This is a genomic window from Leisingera sp. ABM4_101, assembly GCF_056158725.1.
Genome location: NZ_JBSWTV010000002.1, coordinates 3,004,698 through 3,021,605 on the forward strand (window position 1 = coordinate 3,004,698; position 16,908 = coordinate 3,021,605).

Here is a 16,908-nt window from a genome sequence, read left to right on the forward strand (position 1 = left end):
ATTATCTTTTCCTGAAATCAAGGCGCCCAATGCACGGACACCTCAGAAAGCACAGCCTGAACCGGCGCTGTTTCCGGCGGCAATGTCATCGCTTGCTCCAGCGCCCGGCGCTTGGCGTCCCCGAAGATGACCAGATGTTTAGCAATCGCGGCATCCAGCACCCGCGCTGTCAGGCTGATCCGGGCTTCCGGCTGGCTGTCCGGCCGCAGCACGGCCAGGGACGGCGCATCCGCTGACAGCGCCGCTTCAATGCCAGCTGTGCCAGGGAAAAGCGAAGCAGTGTGCATGTCCTCCCCCATGCCCAGGAGAAGGACCGACAGCGGCAACTCCGGCACCACCAGGCTCTCCAATTCCGCCAGCACCTGCTCCGGCTCCCGTTCCGGTACGTGGAAGGGAAAAAACCTTGCGGCGCCAGCCCGGTTCTGTAGCAGCCGCTCCCGGATCATCCGCGCATTTGAGCGCTCATGATCTGCAGGCAGCCAGCGTTCATCGGTCGCCATCACATGGACCCGGTCCCATTCGATATCCGCAGCGCATAGATCGTCGAAAATCACGCCGGGCGTACTGCCGCCAGCCACAGCAAAAGACGCGCTTTCGTGATGCAGAAGATGGGTCTTCAAATCGCCGGCAATTTCGTTCGCCACTTCTATCGCCAGCATATCCTGATCTGGGTATTCGTTGAATTTCATGGGTTTATCCCTCTCCATTCACGCCCATCCCGGCGCATCAGCAAATCGGCATCCCCGGGTCCGGTGCTGCCGCTTTCATAGGGTTTAGGCACATCTCCCCGGGACTTCCAGCCCGCAATCACGGGATCTGTCCAGGCCCAGGCGGCTTCCACCTCATCCCCTCTCATAAACAACGTCTGATTGCCGCGCACAACATCCATGATCAAACGTTCATAAGCATCTGGCGGATCGCCGCCTTCGGGCCCCAGCGCTTCGGCAAAGCTCATGTCCAAGGGCACGTCGACCAGCCGCATGCCGCCCTGCCCCGGTTCCTTGATCGTCACGCTGAGGGTGATGCCCTCGTTGGGCTGCAGTCGGATTTTCAGGTGGTTGGCGTGGCGGCCCGCTTCCGCACCGAAAATCGAATGCGGCGCATCCTTGAACATCACATTAATGACCGAGGACCGGTTCACCAGCCGCTTGCCGGTGCGCAGGTAGAACGGCGTGCCCGCCCATCGCCAATTGCTGATATGTGCCTTCAGCGCGACGTAGCTTTCAGTCGTGCTGCGCGGGTTGCCGACCAGTCCACGATAAGACGGATGCGGTGCTTCCGGGTCCAGAGACGCCTGATACTGCCCGCGCACGATGTGATGCGGCTCCACCGGATCCAGCGCGCGGATCACCTTGAGCTTTTCGTCGCGCACCGCGTCCGGGTCGAACTTGGCCGGCGGCTCCATCGCAATCAGGCACAAAAGCTGCATCAAGTGGTTCTGCATCATATCGCGCATCGCGCCTGCGCGCTCGTAATACGCCTCGCGCCCCTCAACCCCGACAGTCTCTGCAACGGTAATCTGGATGTGATCGACGTACTGGCTGTTCCAAAGCGGTTCAAACAGCATGTTTCCAAACCGCACCGCCATCAGGTTCTGCACTGTTTCCTTGCCCAGATAATGGTCGATCCGGTAGATCTGGCTTTCGTCGAAATGGCTGGCCAGCGTCTGATTCAAGTCCCGGGCCGACCCCAGGTCATGGCCAAACGGTTTCTCCACCACGATCCTTGTTTCGTCATTGGCCAGCCCGTGCTCATGCAGGCGGTCAGCCAGCGGGCCGAACAGGCCAGGGCCGACCGAAAAGTAAAAAATCCGCACCGGCGCAGCCCCGGCCGGGCGCAGCACTTCGGCAAGTTCAGGCCAGCCGTCCGGCCCCTCGGCATCAACGGCAGCATAGCTGACCCGGTCCAGAAACGCCTCAAGCGCGCCGCCGCCGCAGGCCTTGGGACCCGCATGGGCGCGCACTGCATCTGCAACCATGGCGCGGTATTCGCTGTCCGTCAGGCTGGTGCGCGCAGCACCGATGATCCGCTCGCCGCCCGGCAGCTGACCTGCACAATGGCGGCGGAACAGCGCCGGCAGGATCTTGCGCTGCGCCAGATCGCCTGTGCCGCCGAAAATCACCAGGTCAAACGGATCGACCGGAATGACGCGCGAAACCATCTTGTGTTCTTCTTCCTGTTACCGCCGGTGCAGGCACGGCACACTGCCGCTCACATCCCTGTCATATGCCTGCCCGGCTGCTTTCATTTCCCGCCCAGTATAAGGTAGCTTGCCGCGAAAGGAACTGCCCCGAAGGACATCCGCATGAAAGACCTGCAAAAATCTGCCGCAAACCTAGGCAAGTTCCAAGACGCCTTTGTGACGGCAGACGGTCAGCAGCGCGCCTCCGTGCCGCTCAGCCATCCGGAAACCCTTTGGTTCAACACCGGCACCCTGTGCAACATCGAATGCAGCAATTGCTACATCCTCAGCTCTCCTACCAATGACGCGCTGGTCTATCTGACCGCGGCTGAGGTGAAGGACTACCTTGACCAGATTGCGGAGCGCAACTGGCCCGTCCGGGAAATCGGCTTCACCGGCGGTGAGCCCTTCATGAACCCCGAAATGATCGCCATGACCCGCGCCGCGCTGGAGCGGGGGTTCGAAGTACTTATCCTAACAAACGCCATGCGCCCAATGATGCGCAAGACGGTCAAGGCGGGCTTGCTGGCCCTGCAAAAGGAGTTTGGCAGCAAACTGACCCTGCGCATATCGGTCGACCACCACAGCGAAGCGCTGCATGACAAGGAACGCGGCGCAGGCAGCTTTGCCAAGACCATCGAAGGCATGGAATGGCTCCGCGACAACGGCTTTGCAATGGCCGTTGCTGGCCGCACAGTCTGGGGCGAGAGCGAGGCAGAGGCCCGCGCGGGCTATGCCGCACTGTTTGAAAACCACGGCTTTGCCATCGACGCACAGAACCCGGGCCAGACCGTGCTGTTCCCGGAAATGGACGAAACCGTGGAAGTCCCTGAAATCACCACCGCGTGCTGGGGCATTCTGAACAAATCACCTGAAAGCGTGATGTGCGCCACCTCCCGCCTGGTTGTGAAACGCAAGGGCGCGGATGCTCCCGCCGTCCTGGCCTGTACCCTGCTGCCTTACGAACCAGAGTTCGAAATGGGCACAACCCTGGCCGAGGCCGAGCGGCCCGTCCAGCTGAACCACCCCCACTGCGCCAAATTCTGCGTTCTGGGCGGCGCCAGCTGTTCAGCATGAACGCTACACAGAGATGAAGCCGCTTTGACCTGACGGCGACAGAATGGCACCATGGTGCAGTATTCTCTGTCAGGTGTTGTGTCATGCGTTTTCTTTTTGCTCTGCTTCTTTGTTTCCTCCCCTTCTTTGCCGCCGCGCAAAGCCGCATGGCGCTGGTTATTGGCAACAACTCCTATTCCGACGTGCCTGAGCTGGCCAAGGCCCGCGCGGATGCGCAATCCATTGGCACGAAGCTCAATGAGCTGGGCTTCACCGTCACCACCGCGCTGGATCAGGACCGCCGCGGGCTGAACCGGAAAATCTCAGAATTCACAGCCCGGCTGGAACCCGGCGATGCGGCCTTTATCTTCTTTGCCGGCCACGGGGTGGAAATCGACGGCGAGAATTACCTGCTGCCCACGGACATCGCCGCCCCCAGCGCCGGCGGCAGCGACTTTGTGAAGTCCGAGTCCATCGCCCTGTCGGATCTTCTGGACCGCGTCCGCAAAACCGGCGCGCGCTCTGCTGTTGTGGTCATTGATGCCTGCCGCAACAACCCGTTTGAGCTGGTCGAGGGCCGCAGCATCGGAACCACCCGGGGTCTTGGCCGGATTGCCGCGCCCCAAGGCACCTTCGTGATCTTCTCCGCTGGCGCAGGCCAGCTGGCGCTGGACCGGCTGAACGAGACGGACACGGCAGAAAACTCCGTCTTCACCCGCGCTCTGCTGCCGCTCCTGTCCAAACCGGGACTGGAGCTGCGCACGCTGGTTGCAGGCCTCCGGCGCGAGGTGCGCGATCTGGCTCTGACAGTTCAGCACCGCCAAGTGCCCGCCTACTATGATGAAATGCTAGGGGAATTCTATTTCACGCAGGCCGTGCTCCCCGCGGAGCCTGCGCCGGCGCCAGCCCCCACAATACAATCAGATTTTGAACTCGCACGCTCCATCGGCACTCCCCAGGCGCTCGACAGCTTTCTTGAACGCTATTCGGGCCGTGAGGACGAATACACCTATACAGTTGCCTTGCAGCTAAGGCAGGGGCTGGAAACTGAACAGGCGCAGGCGGAGCCACCCTCCCGGGAAACGCCCGAAACCCCTGACGTTCCGGTCATTCCGGACTCAAAGGCGGTGATGCGGGACACACAGGCGGCGCTGAACGAAATCGGCTGCCAGGCCTGCCGCCCGGACGGAATTGCCGGCCCGCGCACCCGCAGCGCCTTTGCTGCCTATCTGGCAGCGTCAGACAGCACCCTCGGCGCCGATGATCTGGGCACCGCCCACGCACTGGAGGAACTGCGCCAAAAGTCAGGGGAAGTCTGCAAACCTGCGCCCAGAACTGCCTCTACCCCGGCACCTGTACCAACAAAAGCCGCTGCGCCGCTGGCAGGCGCCTGGAAGTTCAAGGCCACCTGTGCCCTGGTGGTCAAGGTCACTGGAAACGTCCATTACACCCATGCGGGCGGCAACAAATATCATGGGCGGCTCAGCAACTCCCTGGGCCAGAATGCCAACACAGAGGTCTACCTGAACGGCCAGCAGATCAGCGGCACGGATTATTTCCCCGGCATCACCGTTACCTGGCGCGGCCGCCTTGCCGCGGACGGGCGCAGTTTCACCTCCAGCGGCTCCACCGGCTGCGCGGTCTACGCCTGGCGCTGATCCTGCTCAGAAGATCCGGTCAGTGGATCTGGAACTCTCCGACCACATTGCGCCATTCGCCGGGGCCGATCATCTTGCGGTGATTGAACCGCACCGAGTGCAGCGGCCCTTCGATCTCGCGATGCCAGAATTCGATGAACTCAAACAGCCGCGGGTGGTCCGGCGCAAGGTCGTATTCCTGCCAGACAAAGGTGTTCAAAACATGGATGTGGTCCGGCATGTGGTAGGTGAATTCTGCCGTGGTCAGCCCGTATCCCTTGAGCATCAGCTCGGTTTCGCTGGTCTCCATCTCTAGCCTCCAATTCTTACCCCCTCTGATTGATGCTAGGGTGCAATTGGTTAATTTCCTCAAAAACAGTGCGTTACCCCCGCGTGAACGGTTGGTTTCCGGCTTTCGGAGGCTGTGTGCTTGCGCCTCATATACGGTCTCTGATAGGGTGCGAACACAATATATAGACCCAGAAGAAAGAGCGGGCAGCCAACGTGAGCGATACGCCGGAAACTCCTGAAAACATGGACGAAAATCTGCCGGAACGCCCGGCCTATGACGGGCCAACCGTTTCCATCGAAACCGAGATGCGCAACTCGTATCTCGACTATGCGATGTCGGTCATCGTCAGCCGGGCCATCCCGGACCTGCGTGACGGTCTGAAACCGGTTCACCGGCGGATTCTCTACGCCATGCACGAATCCGGCAACACCCATGACAAGGCCTACCGCAAGTCGGCCCGCCCGGTTGGCGACGTGATGGGTAAATACCACCCGCACGGCGACAGCGCGATCTATGACGCGCTGGTACGGATGGCGCAGGACTTTTCAATGTCGCTGCCGCTCTTGGACGGCCAGGGCAACTTCGGCTCGATGGACGGGGATAACCCGGCGGCAATGCGCTACACCGAGGTCCGCATGGACAAGCCCGCCGCGGCGATCCTGGCGGATATCGAGAAAGAGACCGTCGATTTCCAGGACAACTACGACGGCAAAGACCGCGAGCCGACCGTTCTCCCGGCCCGTTTCCCGAACATGCTGGTCAACGGCGCCGGTGGTATCGCGGTCGGCATGGCCACCAACATCCCGCCGCACAACCTGGGCGAAGTCGTCGACGCCACACTGGCACTGATCGAAGACCCGGACCTGACCAGCGAGCAGCTGATCGAGTATATCCCTGGCCCCGACTTCCCGACCGGCGGTGTGATGCTGGGTCGCTCCGGCGCCCGCAAGGCCTATCTCGAGGGCCGCGGCAGCGTGATCATCCGCTCCAAAACCCGCGTCGAGGAGATCCGCAAGGACCGCTATGCCATTGTCGTGGATGAGATTCCCTATCAGGTGAACAAGGCCGCGATGATCGAGAAGATCGCCGAGCAGGTCCGCGAAAAGCGGATCGAGGGCGTGGCCCACGTACAGGACGAATCCGACCGCAACGGTGTGCGGGTGGTGGTCGAGCTGAAACGCGACGCAACGCCTGAGGTGGTGCTGAACCAACTGTTCCGCTTCACCCCGATGCAGACCTCCTTTGGCTGCAACATGCTGGCGCTAAACGGCGGCCGGCCCGAACAGCTGACCCTGCGCAAGTTCCTGACCTCCTTCATCGATTTCCGCGAGGACGTCGTTGCCCGCCGCACTGCGCATCTGCTGCGAAAGGCGCGTGAACGCAGCCACATCCTGTGCGGTTTGGCTGTTGCCGTCTCCAACGTTGATGAAATCGTCGCCACAATCCGCTCTTCCGCGGACGCGGCCGAAGCGCGTGAAAAGCTGATGACCCGGCGCTGGCCGGCCGCCGACATCGCGGACTACATCCGCCTGATAGACGACCCGACACACAAGATGAACGACGACGGGACCTATAACCTGTCGGAGACCCAGGCCCGTGCCATTCTGGAGCTGCGCCTGCAGCGCCTGACCCAGATCGGCGTCAAGGAAGTCACCGACGAGCTGGAAGAACTGGCGGCCAAGATCAAGGAATACCTCGAAATCCTGTCCTCGCGCGAACGCATCATGGGCATCATCGGCGACGAGCTGCGCGAAGTCCGCGACAACTTCGCCGTGCCGCGCCGCACCCAGATCGTCGACTGGTCCGGCGACATGGAGGACGAGGACCTGATCGAGCGCGAGGACATGGTGGTGACCGTGACCTCCGGCGGCTACATCAAGCGCACGCCGCTGGCCGACTTCCGCGCCCAAAAGCGCGGCGGCAAGGGCGTGTCGGGTATGCAGACCAAGGAAGAGGATGTGATCACCACCCTCTTTGTGGCCAACACACATACGCAGCTTCTGTTCTTCACCACCGACGGCATGGTCTACAAGCTGAAGACCTGGCGCCTGCCGCAGGGCGGCCGCACCTCCAAGGGCAAGGCGATCGTCAACATCCTGCCGATCCCGACCGGGGTATCCATTGCTGCCATCATGCCGGTCGATGTGCCGGACGAGGAATGGGAAAACCTGCAGGTGGTCTTTGCGACTTCGGGCGGCGATGTGCGCCGCAACCGTCTGTCGGACTTCACCAATGTACGCCGCAACGGCAAGATCGCCATGAAACTGCCGGAGGACGGCTCCGTCCAACTGGTGAACGTGCGCATCTGCTCGGAAGACGACGACGTGATGCTGTTCACCAATTCGGGCCGCGCCATCCGCTTCCGTTCTACCGACGTGCGCGTGTTCAACTCGCGCGAGTCCACCGGTGTCCGCGGCATCAAGCTGACCGGCGAGGATAGCGTTGTCTCAATGTCAGTGATCCGCCACTCAAAATACACCCCGGAGCAGCGCACCGCATACCTCAAGATGCGCCGGGCGATGGCCGGTCTGACCGACGATGCCGAAGCTTCGGATGAGGATGCGGTTGAGGATCCGAACTTCTCCACCGAGCTCTATTCAGAGATGTCGGCAGCCGAGAATCTGATCCTGACCATAACCACTGGCGGCTCGGGCAAGCTGTCCTCATCGCATGACTACCCGGTGCGCGGCCGCGGCGGCATGGGTGTTACCGCGATGGACAAGGCGATGCGCGGCGGCGAGATTGTGGCCTCCTTCCCGGTGGAGATGGACGATCAGATCATGCTGGCGACCTCCAAGGGCCAGTCGATCCGGGTGCCGGTCGATGGCATCTCCTTCCGCTCGCGTTCTGCTGGCGGTGTGCGGGTGTTCAACACCGGCAAGGGTGAGGAAGTGGTCTCTGTCGCTTGGATCGCTGAAAACGGCGAGGATGAGGACGGCGGCGAGGAATAAGCCGCATCCCATTGGAAACATTGAACGCCGCTCCGTTGCCGGGGCGGCGTTCGCATTATTAACCGGGTTCTAACCGGTGTCTGCCATTCTTGCGGTCAAGTTCTGTTTTCTCAGAAAGGGTGTGCCCCATGAACTTGTACCACTGCTCCATCGACCTGCAGCACGAAGCCAAGGCGCTTTCATTTGCCAGCGCGGTCGATCAATGGATGGTATATCTGCAAGAGCGCGGCGTGGTGCTGGGCTGGCGCCTGCTGCGGCGCAAGCTGAACCTCGCCAGTGACAATTGCCGCGACTTCCTGCTGGAAATCGAATTCAAGGACATGACTCAGCTGGATCAGGCCTTCCGCGTTCTGGGCGAGCATGACGAGGAGGTCGAAAAGCTCTACTCCCACGTCACGGCCCTGATTGCCACGGCCGACATCGGCCTCTACCGCCCCTTCCCGGATCCTGAACGGGCAGAGCGGATGGCGCTGATCTAGCGTGTTGACCTGCCGCTTCAGATCAGGGTCGGGGCCAGAACAAAGCTGGCAAAAATCAGATAGGCTACGGCTGTATGCATCAGTTTACTCACTTACTCACATCCCCATGAGCTTCTGAGAATAAACTTAAAATGCGGCATTTCCGGGGCAGGCAATTTCCCCTGCCCCTGGAAGGGTTTGCGCTAAACCAGACCTTATAGATCGTATAGCAGGCTGAACTTCTCTTCTAGATAGGCCAGCAGCGGTGTGTGGCTTGGCTCCATGCCCGCCGCATACACGATGGTATCGCGCGGGCTGCGCAAACCGCCATGCTGCTGCAGCTTGTCCTTCAGCCAGCCGGTTGCACCGCTGGTGTCACCCTCTGCCAGCTCTGCATCCAGCCCCGGCACATCCCGGCGCAGCGCCTGATAGAGACAGCCGGCATAGACATTGCCCAGCGTGTAGGTCGGGAAATAGCCGAACAGGCCCACCGACCAATGCACGTCTTGCAAACAGCCGTTCGACGGCTTGTCCACGGCATAACCGAAGTCCGCCTCAAACCGGTCATTCCAGGCCGCTTCCAGGTCCTTCACCGCCAGGTCGCCGCTCATCAGCGCGCGCTCCAGGCCGAACCGCATCATGATATGGAGGTTGTATTGCAGCTCATCCGCTTCTGTCCGGATATAGCCCTTATGCACCGAATTGACGGCCGCATAAAAGGCATCCGCATCGGCAATCCCGAAATCGCCAAAGGCGTCTTTCATCTCCTCAAACAGCCAGCCGGTAAAGGCGCGGCTGCGGCCGATCTGGTTTTCATAGATCCGGCTCTGGCTTTCATGCACGCCCATCGACACACCACTGCCCAGCGGAGTCAGCAGGTAATCGCGGCTGATGTTCTGTTCATAGGCGCCGTGGCCGACCTCATGAATGGTGGAATAGAAGCAGTTGAACGGGTCGGTCTCGCTGGTGCGCGTGGTGATCCGCACGTCAAGGCCAGAGCCAGAGCTGAACGGATGCACCGCCTTGTCGACCCGTCCATGGGCCATGTCATAGCCAAAGACCTTGGCGATCTTGCGGGTCAGCTTCATCTGCGCGGCTTCGTCGAAACTTCCGCTCAGCCCCTTCGGCGCGGGCTTCGCCAGCACCTTCGCGCGCAGCTCCACCAGACCGGGGCGCATGGCATCGAAGATTTCCGCAATTGCGGCCCCGGTCATGCCGTGCTCATAATCCTCAACCATGGCGTCATAAACGTCACCGCCCGCAGCCAGCGCCAGGCCTTCTTCGCGTTTCAGCGCGACAACTTCCTCCAGCACCGGCACAAAGGCGGCCACGTCCTCATCCGCCCGCGCCGCGGCCCATTGGCCCTGCGCCTCGGAGGTCACCTGTGCGATCTTCTTGGCCAGATCGGCGGGAACCTTGACGGTGCGCTCATAGCTGCGGCGGATTTCGCGCAGCTGCGCGTCTCCTGCCTCATTGGGGGCAACCGCTTGCTCCAGCCACTCCGCCACCCGCGGATCGCTGCGGCGGGCGTGCAGCACCGCCTCGATCGCGGCCATTTCCTCTCCTCGCTGCGGTGCCGCCCCGCGCGGCATCATGGTTTCCTGATCCCAGCCCAGACGGCCCGCAATCTGCCCCAGCGCCTGGGTTTCGCGCTGGAAGGCCATCAATTCGTCAAATGCGCTCATGGGTCAGTGATCCTTGATCGAGGTTGCAATGGGATAGGCAGACAGGAAGCGGGCGCGCAAAATCAGCACCCAGACACCGATAGCCACCAGCTGATGGGTGATCGCGGCGTGCAGCGGCGCGGCGTAAACCACGGTGATGATCCCCAGCACCACCTGCACCGACAGCGCTGCGAAAACGGCGTTGAAGGCAAAGCGGGTGCGCGCGTGGGCAGAGCCGCGCCCGCGCAGCCAGGCCACCACGCCAAAGGCAAACAACAGATACCCCGCAACCCGGTGGATGAATTGCACCAGACCGGGGTTTTCAAAGAAGTTCTTCCAGACCGGCTCAATCATGAAGGGGTTTGGCGGGATCACCTGCCCGCCCATCAGCGGCCAGTCGGTATAGGAGCGTCCGGCGTCGATGCCCGCCACCAGCGCGCCCAGCAGGATCTGCAGGAAAGCAAAATGCATCAGGCCGGTGGACAGGCTGAACAGCTTGGCCTCCTTGGCGCGGCGTGCCTGCATCAGCTCGCGCTCCTCGCGGCCCAGCATCAGCACATACCAGGCAATGAAGCCGAGGATCACAAACGCCAGCCCCAGATGCACAGCAAGGCGGTAGGAGGCCACGGCGGTCATCCCTTCGCCCTGCGTGACGCCAGAGGCCACCATCCACCAGCCGATAGCGCCCTGAACGCCGCCGAGGACACCCGGCAGCAGCAGCCGGCCAGCCCAGCCCGCCGGGATCTTGCGTGCGGCCAGAAAGCCGAAGAACCCAAGCGCCCAGACCACGCCAATGAAGCGGCCCAGCTGGCGGTGGCCCCACTCCCACCAATAGATCTCTTTGAAATCAGCCAGTTCCATCCACTGGTTCTGGATGCGCCACTGGTCGATTTCCTTGTATTTGTCGAACTCTGCCTGCCACTCCGCCTCGGACATCGGCGGGACGGCCCCGGTCACGGGGCGCCATTCAGTAATCGACAGGCCGCTGTCGGTCAGGCGCGTCAGCCCGCCCACCACGATCATTGCAACCACCAGCGCAAACAGCACCATCAGCCAGGCGCGGATCGCCTTGCGGGCACCGCCACGGCCCCGGTCGATCAGTCCCGGCTGCACCGCGGGGGCATCTTTCTTCTCGCCCTCAACCTCTTCGAAAATGCTGCGCTTGCTCATGCTTGCCTCTTTTTCTCTGGTGCCAAGCTAGGGGCGGGTTATTCAAAGGTCCAGAGCAGCTTACTCGCCGCCGCGCTCTTTCCAGCGGACCATCTGGCGCATGATGCCGTGCAGCATCTGCACGTCGGAACGGGTCATCCGCATCCGGGACCACAGGTTGCGCAGGTTGGTCTTCATGCTGTCTGCCTTTTCTGGCGGGAAGAAGAAGCCCGCTTCGTCCAGCCGATCCTCATAATGTTCCACCAGTTTTTCGACTTCAACGCCGCTCGCCCAGTCGCCCTTGCGGCCCAGATCGGTTGTTTCATGCACGACTTCGCCCGATTGGCGCATCCATTCATAGCCGGTCAGCAGCACGCATTGGCCCAGGTTCAAGGAAGCGTAAAGCGGGTTCACCGGCACCGAGATGATGGCGTTCGCCTTGGCGATATCCTCATTCTCAAGGCCAGCACGTTCCGGCCCAAACATCACCGCGACCTTCTCGCCCGCTGCGATCTTCTCCGCCGCGATCTGCATGGCGCGTTCGGGGCTGTAGACCGGCTTGGTCAGCCCGCGCTGGCGGGCGGTGGTGGCAAACACATAGGTGCAGTCGCCCAGCGCCTCCGGCACGTCGGCGCACAGCTGCGCCTCATCCAGCAGCCGCCCAGCGCCAGAAGACATCGCCACTGCCTTGGGGTTCGGCCATCCGTCGCGCGGCGCCACGATGCGCATCCGGTCGAGACCGAAGTTCCACATCGCCCGCGCCGCGGCACCGATATTCTCGCCCATCTGGGGGCGGACAAGGACAAAGGCAGGCTGGGGCGTATCGGTGGGCATCGTGTTCTCCGGCAAAATCGGCCCTGCTGTACTGCCCGCGTGGCGGCGGGGCAAGGTCCAGTACGGGTTTGAGCTGCATTTACCGGGGCTTCACCCCCGCAAATCCTTGCGTCCTGCCGGAAATCGGCTAAACACCGTCCAATCGCCTGAACAATGGAGCACCGCCATGGGAAGCCCTGCTGACACACCAGAGCAGCCGCAGATCTATCTGATCTCCCCGCCGAGTTTCGAGCTGGGCAAATTCCCCGATCAGCTGGCCCGGGTGCTGGATGAGGTGGACGTAGCCTGTGTGCGCCTGGACCTGGCAAGCCGTGATCAGGACACGCTCAGCCGCGCGGGCGATGCGCTGCGTGAAGTGACCATGGAGCGTGACGTGGCGCTGGTAATCTCTGACCATCAGATCCTGGCAGAGCGGCTGGGGCTGGACGGCGTGCATCTGACCGATGCGTCAAAATCCATCCGCACCGCACGCAAAGCGCTGGGGCCGGATGCGATTGTCGGCTGTTTCTGCGGCGCCTCGCAGCACGACGGCATGGTGGCCGGCGAAGCAGGCGCGGATTACGTGAGTTTTGGCCCGGTAGGCACCTCCGGCCTGGGCGACGGCGCGCAGGCGGAAGCGGACCTGTTCCAGTGGTGGTCGCAGATGATTGAGGTTCCGGTTGTGGCCGAGGGTGGCCTCACTGAGGACTTGGTGCGTGGCATTGCACCCTTTACCGATTTTTTTGGCATCGGCGATGAGATCTGGCACGCGGAAGACCCGCTGGCGGCGCTCAAGGTGCTGATGCGGGCGATGGACTAATGCCCTAGCGGGTGTTTACAGAAACACCCGCTCCACAAACCAGTAGCCGCCGATCATCGCGATGGTGACAGAGGCCGGGATCGCCACCCGGCCGCGGTATTTCGGGTGCCGCCCGAACCATAGGCGCACGCCCACGTAGGCGGCGGCAATCACCGCCAGCTGACCCAGTTCCACCCCGACGTTGAAACCGATGAGCGCGGGCAGGAACTGGTTAGGCGGCAATCCGAACGCCCCCAGCACAGAGGCAAAGCCCAGCCCGTGCAACAGCCCGAAGCCAAAGATCACAAAGCTGCGCCAGGTGTGCAGCTTGCGGGCAAAGATGTTCTCCACCGCAACGAAGACGATCGACAAGGCAATCAGCGGCTCGACAATCGCGGGGTTCACTTTGACCATGCCCAGCGCGCCCAGCGCCAGGGTGATGGTATGGGCGACGGTGAACAGGCTCACCTGCAAGAGCAGCGGTTTCACCCGCGGGCTGAGAAAGAACAGCCCCAATACGAACAGAATATGGTCCAGCCCCTTGGGCAGGATATGGGTGAAGCCGACGGGGATGTACTCCACAAAAGCCTCGACCGGCGTTTTGGCTGCGCCGCCATTCACTGGGATCGGCGGAGAGGTCTCCCCGCCTTGCAGATAGCCGGTATAGGGCTCCGCCACCCCGTTCTGCCGCAGTACTACACTGCCGGACCCTTTGGGCCAGGCAATGCGCAGGGTGCGTGATCCGGGTGGCACTTCGCCAGCCAGTTCCAGAAAGGAGGCGCGCGGCAGGCTTGCATCGCCAACTTCGGGGATAGTGACCCTGGTGACTTCCAGAGCAACCGGGCCGCCTGCGTGAATGGAGAACGTTTGCAGCCAGTCCTCTGCAAACAGTTGCACCATCGGTTCCAGTTCCCCCCGGTCCAGGGCCCGCAGCTCGTCATAGTCCGCGGCTTGAGCGGTCTGGTTGGTGTCAGAGAGCCCATCGAGGTTGATGCCCGCGACAAAAGCCTCCACGTTCAGACGCAACTCCAGCGTGATCTGGCCGTCCTTCACCATGAAATCGGCAATCGCCGGGGTGACCTCATGCGCGCAGGCAGGTTCGGGTGCTATTGCAACCACGCAGAACAGCAGCGCAAATAGTGTCCGCAGCCAAGTCACACTGCGCCCGACAGCCAAGGAACCCTTCATGCAATACCGCCTGTTCTGCTCAATTCTCTGTGCCGGGCTGACCCTGGGGCCCGCGCCGGTGTTATCCCACGAGTTTTGGATTGAGCCGCAGAAATATCAAGTGGATTCCGGGAACAAGGTGGTGGCGCGGCTGCGCAACGGGCAGGAATTCAACGGGGCGGAGCAGCCCTACCTGGATCACCGTATCGCGCGCTTTGAGGTGTTCCAGGCGGAAGCGGAGTTACCCTACCTCGGCCGGATGGGGGATATGCCCGCCTTTGCGGCCGAGACACTGCAGGATGGTCTGGCCGTGCTGATCCACCAAACGCAGCCGCAGACCATCACCTATGACAGCTGGGAAGAGTTCCAGGCTTTCATTGACCACAAAGCATTTGGCGATATTCGCACACCGCATCAGGCGCGCGGGCTGGCGGATGCGGGTTTCATTGAGCAATACACGCGCTATGCCAAGGCACTGGTGGCAGTTGGCGATGGCAGCGGGGCCGACAGCGCCACCGGTTTGGAAACGGAGATCATCGCCTTAACCAATCCCTACACGGATGATCTGACAGCGGGGCTTCCGGTCCGGGTGCTGTATCAAGGGACACCGCGTCCCAAGGCGCAGGTTGAGGTCTTTGCCAAGGCTCCGGACGGCACGGTGACCATAAGCAGTCAATTGACCGATCCCAATGGAGAGACTGTCGTCAACGTCATCCCGGACCATGCCTATCTGCTGGATGCGGTGGTCCTGCGCCCTGCCCCGGATGGCAAAGATTACGTTTGGGAAAGCCTTTGGGCTTCCTTGACCTTCGCGGTGCCCGCGCCGTGATGCCGCTTGCAGAGGCCCGTCAAAGGCGGCAATAGGTCATTATGACACAAGCCCCTAACTCTCAGACACCCGCCATCCTGTGCATCGGATCGGTCCTGTGGGACATCATCGGCCGCTGCACCAGTGAAATGCAGCGCGGTTCGGACATGCCCGGGCGCATCACCCGTTTGCCCGGCGGCGTCGCCATGAACATCGCCATGACCTTGTCGCGCTTTGGCGTGAAACCTGCGCTGCTGACCGCCGTGGGCCGCGACCCCGAGGGCGACGAGCTAATCCATGCCTGCGGCCACTTCGGCCTCATTACTGATCACATCTACCGCTCAGAGGATCTGCCCACCGACCGTTACATGGCGGTGGAAGGTGCCAACGGGCTGATTGCCGCCATTGCCGACGCGCATTCGCTGGAAGCCGCGGGCGACAAGATCCTGCGGCCGTTGTCCGACGGCTCACTGGGAACCGAGGCCGCGCCCTATGAGGGCCAGGTAGCACTGGATGGCAACCTGACCCTGTCGCTGCTGGATGACATCGTTGCCAGCCCGGCCTTTGCCAAGGCGGACCTGCGCGTGGCGCCTGCCTCGCCGGGCAAGGCGGAACGGCTGCGACCCTTTCTGACCCGCACCCGCGGCACGCTCTATGTGAACCTGGAAGAGGCCGACATCCTGTGCCAGGCGGAGTTCACCGACAGCGAAACCGCGGCAAAAGCAATGCTGGACCGCGGCGCCGCCCGGGTGCTGGTCACCGATGGCGGATCCTCTGCCACTGTTGCTGATGCCGAGGGCACAATCACCCTTGTCCCGCCCCGCGTTACCGTCGCCCGGGTCACCGGAGCAGGCGACACTTTCATGGCCGCCCATATCGTTGCCGAGGCACGGGGCGAAGACCGCAAGACCGCTTTGGCCTCAGCCCTCAAGGCTGCGGCAACCTACGTTTCAGGAGAACCCCCGCTGTGATCGACATTCAGTATTCATCCGAAGTCCAGGCCGCCAAGGCCGATGGACAGGCTGTCGTTGCGTTGGAAAGCACCATCATCACCCACGGCATGCCCTATCCGCAGAATGTCGAGGTTGCCGCACAGGTGGAGCAAGACATCCGCGATGCCGGTGCCGTGCCTGCCACAATGGCGGTGATCGAAGGCGTGCTGCATGTGGGGCTTGAGCCTGATCAGCTGCAGGCGCTGGGACAGGCCAAAGGAGTCGCCAAGATCTCCCGCGCGGATATGCCCGCCTGCATCGCCACTGGCGGCACCGGGGCCACCACGGTTGCAGCGACCATGATCGCGGCGCGGCTGGCGGGCATTTCCGTCTTTGCCACCGGCGGCATCGGCGGCGTGCACAAGGGGGCAGAGACCACATTCGACATCTCCGCCGACCTGCTGGAACTGGCGCAGACCCCGGTGACCGTTGTGGCCGCGGGCGCCAAGGCGATCCTCGACCTGCCGAAGACGCTGGAAGTTCTGGAAACCCAGGGCGTGCCGGTGATTGCTTACGGGCAAGACAGTTTCCCCGCCTTCTGGTCGGCCCAGTCGGAGCTGAAAGCACCGCTGCGCATGGACACCCCTGCTGATATCGCCCGCGCCCACGCCACCCGTCAGGCGATGGATCTGCCCGGCGGCCAGCTGGTGGCCAACCCGATCCCGGCAGATGCCCAGATCGCGGCAGAGGATCTGGCGCCGGTGATTGCCCAGGCCCAATCCGAAGCCGATGCCCAGGGTGTTGCGGGCAAGGATGTGACCCCCTTCCTGCTGAGCCGCATCTTCGAGCTGACCGAAGGCCGCTCGCTCACCGCGAACATCGCGCTGGTGCGCAACAATGCCCGGCTGGCGGCAAAGATCGCACAGGAACTGAACAAACTGACACAATGAGTTGAAATTAGGGGCGGAAGCCATTGCTCCGCCTCGAAACAGTGCCTAGG

General features: G+C 62.2%; 15 protein-coding genes. 8 read left to right on the forward strand and 7 right to left on the reverse strand.

Annotation, left to right across the window (positions count from 1 at the left end; translation table 11 throughout):
* Nucleotides 1–17 precede the first annotated feature (17 nt).
* Both pgl and zwf read right to left on the reverse strand, forming a co-directional pair.
* On the reverse strand, nucleotides 18–689 hold the full coding sequence (gene pgl, locus ACXAEK_RS15885) for a 6-phosphogluconolactonase (protein ID WP_475043353.1): 672 nt from the start codon (nucleotides 687–689) through the stop codon (nucleotides 18–20).
* Nucleotides 686–2,161, reverse strand: a complete 1,476-nt coding sequence (gene zwf, locus ACXAEK_RS15890) for a glucose-6-phosphate dehydrogenase (protein ID WP_475043355.1) — start codon at nucleotides 2,159–2,161, stop codon at nucleotides 686–688. The genes pgl and zwf overlap by 4 nt, the downstream gene beginning before the upstream one ends.
* Nucleotides 2,162–2,305: 144 nt before the next feature.
* Here zwf and ACXAEK_RS15895 point away from each other — a divergent pair, with 144 nt between their 5' ends.
* Nucleotides 2,306–3,259, forward strand: a complete 954-nt coding sequence (locus ACXAEK_RS15895; RefSeq protein WP_475043357.1) for a radical SAM protein — start codon at nucleotides 2,306–2,308, stop codon at nucleotides 3,257–3,259.
* Nucleotides 3,260–3,405: 146 nt separating this feature from the next.
* Entirely contained in the window at nucleotides 3,406–4,896 is a 1,491-nt protein-coding gene (locus tag ACXAEK_RS15900; protein WP_475043358.1) for a caspase family protein, read from the forward strand.
* A 19-nt stretch (nucleotides 4,897–4,915) separates the two neighbouring features.
* On the opposite strand, the gene ACXAEK_RS15905 is transcribed toward ACXAEK_RS15900, so the two are convergent.
* Nucleotides 4,916–5,185, reverse strand: coding sequence for an usg protein (locus ACXAEK_RS15905; RefSeq protein WP_019296257.1), 270 nt, complete (start codon nucleotides 5,183–5,185; stop codon nucleotides 4,916–4,918).
* Between the two features lie 224 nt (nucleotides 5,186–5,409).
* On the opposite strand from ACXAEK_RS15905, the gene gyrA reads away from it, so the two are divergent.
* Nucleotides 5,410–8,118, forward strand: coding sequence for a DNA gyrase subunit A (gyrA, locus tag ACXAEK_RS15910; RefSeq protein WP_475043359.1), 2,709 nt, complete (start codon nucleotides 5,410–5,412; stop codon nucleotides 8,116–8,118).
* Between the two features lie 128 nt (nucleotides 8,119–8,246).
* Nucleotides 8,247–8,597 carry a DUF6614 family protein gene (locus tag ACXAEK_RS15915; RefSeq protein ID WP_475043361.1) on the forward strand — a complete coding sequence of 117 codons (351 nt, stop codon included), beginning with the start codon at nucleotides 8,247–8,249 and terminating at the stop codon, nucleotides 8,595–8,597.
* Nucleotides 8,598–8,791: 194 nt separating this feature from the next.
* Here the strand turns inward: ACXAEK_RS15915 and ACXAEK_RS15920 are convergent, their stop codons facing one another.
* The 3 genes from ACXAEK_RS15920 to ACXAEK_RS15930 are packed head-to-tail and all read right to left on the reverse strand — an operon-like array spanning nucleotide 8,792 to nucleotide 12,223.
* On the reverse strand, nucleotides 8,792–10,261 hold the full coding sequence (locus ACXAEK_RS15920; RefSeq protein WP_475043363.1) for a carboxypeptidase M32: 1,470 nt from the start codon (nucleotides 10,259–10,261) through the stop codon (nucleotides 8,792–8,794).
* A gap of 3 nt (nucleotides 10,262–10,264) precedes the next feature.
* The gene (ctaA, locus tag ACXAEK_RS15925) at nucleotides 10,265–11,410 is read right to left on the reverse strand and encodes a heme A synthase (RefSeq protein ID WP_475043365.1); all 1,146 of its coding nucleotides are present in this window, start codon (nucleotides 11,408–11,410) and stop codon (nucleotides 10,265–10,267) included.
* Between the two features lie 60 nt (nucleotides 11,411–11,470).
* Nucleotides 11,471–12,223, reverse strand: coding sequence for an RNA methyltransferase (locus ACXAEK_RS15930; protein ID WP_475043367.1), 753 nt, complete (start codon nucleotides 12,221–12,223; stop codon nucleotides 11,471–11,473).
* 166 nt (nucleotides 12,224–12,389) lie between these two features.
* On the opposite strand from ACXAEK_RS15930, the gene ACXAEK_RS15935 reads away from it, so the two are divergent.
* Complete coding sequence (locus ACXAEK_RS15935) at nucleotides 12,390–13,022, forward strand: thiamine phosphate synthase (RefSeq protein WP_475043369.1); 633 nt, start codon at nucleotides 12,390–12,392, stop codon at nucleotides 13,020–13,022.
* A gap of 15 nt (nucleotides 13,023–13,037) precedes the next feature.
* Here ACXAEK_RS15935 and ACXAEK_RS15940 read toward each other — a convergent pair whose 3' ends face one another.
* The gene (locus ACXAEK_RS15940; protein WP_475043370.1) at nucleotides 13,038–14,189 is read right to left on the reverse strand and encodes a HupE/UreJ family protein; all 1,152 of its coding nucleotides are present in this window, start codon (nucleotides 14,187–14,189) and stop codon (nucleotides 13,038–13,040) included.
* Between ACXAEK_RS15940 and ACXAEK_RS15945 the strand changes: the two genes are divergently transcribed.
* From ACXAEK_RS15945 to ACXAEK_RS15955, 3 genes are read left to right on the forward strand one after another with little or no spacing between them, the layout of a single operon-like run.
* Nucleotides 14,188–14,997 carry a DUF4198 domain-containing protein gene (locus ACXAEK_RS15945; protein WP_475043371.1) on the forward strand — a complete coding sequence of 270 codons (810 nt, stop codon included), beginning with the start codon at nucleotides 14,188–14,190 and terminating at the stop codon, nucleotides 14,995–14,997. The genes ACXAEK_RS15940 and ACXAEK_RS15945 overlap by 2 nt on opposite strands.
* 41 nt (nucleotides 14,998–15,038) lie before the next feature.
* Nucleotides 15,039–15,947, forward strand: coding sequence for a PfkB family carbohydrate kinase (locus tag ACXAEK_RS15950; RefSeq protein WP_475043373.1), 909 nt, complete (start codon nucleotides 15,039–15,041; stop codon nucleotides 15,945–15,947).
* Nucleotides 15,944–16,858: a pseudouridine-5'-phosphate glycosidase gene (locus ACXAEK_RS15955; protein WP_475043374.1), complete on the forward strand. Its 915-nt coding sequence runs from the start codon at nucleotides 15,944–15,946 to the stop codon at nucleotides 16,856–16,858. The genes ACXAEK_RS15950 and ACXAEK_RS15955 overlap by 4 nt, the downstream gene beginning before the upstream one ends.
* The last annotated feature ends 50 nt before the right edge of the window (nucleotides 16,859–16,908 follow it).